The sequence below is a fragment of the Bradyrhizobium genosp. SA-3 genome, assembly GCF_004212635.1.
Taxonomy (GTDB): Bacteria; Pseudomonadota; Alphaproteobacteria; order Rhizobiales; family Xanthobacteraceae; genus Bradyrhizobium.
The window spans coordinates 1-1,926 of sequence record NZ_PSRT01000293.1; the positions used below are offsets into that span (position 1 = coordinate 1).

The 1,926-nt window shown below is 67.2% G+C and carries 1 pseudogene; it reads right to left on the reverse strand.

The features are described 5' to 3' along the window. A pseudogene (locus CWO91_RS42065) lies at window positions 1-1,926 on the reverse strand (negative regulator of septation ring formation); the annotation flags it as partial.

The window sequence follows — 1,926 nt, forward strand, 5'->3', positions numbered from 1 at the left end:
TCTGATGCGCCGTCGGTCAGCGAGGTGGTGAGGTGGTTGAGGCGCGCATCGATCTTTTCGATGGCCTGCGATGCGCCGCCGGTCAGCGACGTCGTGAGGTGGGTGAGGCGGCCATCGATCGACTGGATCGCCTGGGCGGCACCGTCGCTCAGCGACGTCGCCAATGTATTGATGCGTCCGTCGATGGTTTCGGTCATGGACCTGGCGCGGCTGTCGAACGACTGTTCGAGCGCGGCGACGCGGCCGATGAGCTGTTCGTCGAAGGTCCTGATGTGGCCTTCGATCGTACCGTCCAGGCTGGCGAACTTGCCGTTCAAGGAGGCGTCGAAGTTGCTGACGCGTTCGCCGATTGTGGTCTCGAATTGCACGAGGCGCTGGTCGAGCACGGCCGTGATCGCGCCGCCATTGGACGTGAAGCGGGTGTCGAAATTGTCGACATAGGTCTTCAGCGTCTCGGCGATGTCCTGCGTGCGCTGGCCCATGCGCTCGACGATCTCGCCGCCGAAGGTCTTCACGGTGCGGTCGAACTCGGAGATGTGGCGTGTAATCAGCGCGCCCAGCGTGCCGGAGTCGCGGGCGAACTTCTCGACCAGCTCGGTGCCCTGGTTCCTCACGAGCTCGTCGAAGGCGCTCATCTGGAGCGACAGCGAGTCGTGCGCGGTCTCGGTCTGGCTGACGACCTTGGCGACCAGGGTGTTGACAGTGGCGTCGAGCGCCTCGCTCGCCTTGTCGCCGCTCGTCATGATCTGGCCGGCGAGCCGGTTGCCGGCGTCGTCGATCTTGGCGGAGATGTCGTTGGAACGCAGCTCGAGCTCGAGCAGCAGCGAATCCGACGAATTCTTCAGGGAATCGTGCACCTGCTCGGTGCGCTCCGAGATGCCGTCGACGATCGCGGCGGAGCGCTGCTCGAACTCGCCGGTGATGCGGTCGATGCGCTCGTTCAACATCTCATGGACGCGGTCGGCGAGGTCGACGAACTCGTCGTGGACGTGGCCGGTCTTGAAGTTGAGGCTGGTGGTCAGCCGCTCGCTGGCGTCGAGCACCGCGCGCGTAGTCTCGTTGCTGGCCTCCTCGAGGCGGTCGAGCAGGTCACCGCCGCGCTCGCCGAGCGCCAGGATCATGTTGTCGCCGGCGTTACTCAAGGCGCTGGTGATGTGTGCGCCGCGCTCTTCCAGCGCGCCGGTGATGGACTTGGCCACCTCGTCGACGCGCGAGGCAATCGCGTCCGAGATCAGCGCGATGTCGTGGCGCAGGTCGATCTGCACCCCGGAGATGGCGCTGCGGACCTGCTCGGCCTGGCCGACCAGATTGTCGCGCTGATGCGCGATGTCCTGGAGCAGGGCGCGGATGCGCACCTCGTTGTCGGAATAGGCGCGCTCGAGCGCTGCGACCTCGTTGGCGACCAGCGTCTCGAGCTCGCCGGCGCGCGCAATCGCGCGCTCGATGCCGTCGCCCATCGCCGCGACCTCGCGGCGGATGGCCTGGCCGACGGTGACCATGGAATCGGAGGCCGAGCCTTCCGGCTCGGAGAAGCGGATCGCGACCTGCGCCATCGCCTGCGCGATCATGCGCATTTCCTGGCCGCGCCAGACGAGGCTCGCCAGGAAGTAGAACAGCATGATGGGCGCGAAGAACATCGCGATCAGGCCGGCAATGACGAGCACGCCGCCGCTCTGGCCCATGGCGGCCTGGATCGAGGGCAGGAAACCGAACGTCAGCGCGGCGCAGGCGGCGAGCCAGACGCCGGCGAAGATGGTGGCGAAGGTGTAGACGCTGCGGGCAGGGCGGCCCTTCTGAAGCGCCTGGAGCAGCTGGCCGATGGTCTCGCGGTCGTCATTGGCGGCGCGGCGCGAGGTGCGCGGCTCCTCGATCGGGTCGAACGCGGTCGCTCGTTCGTTGGCGGCGGGGCGCGGCTCGAAGCTCGGC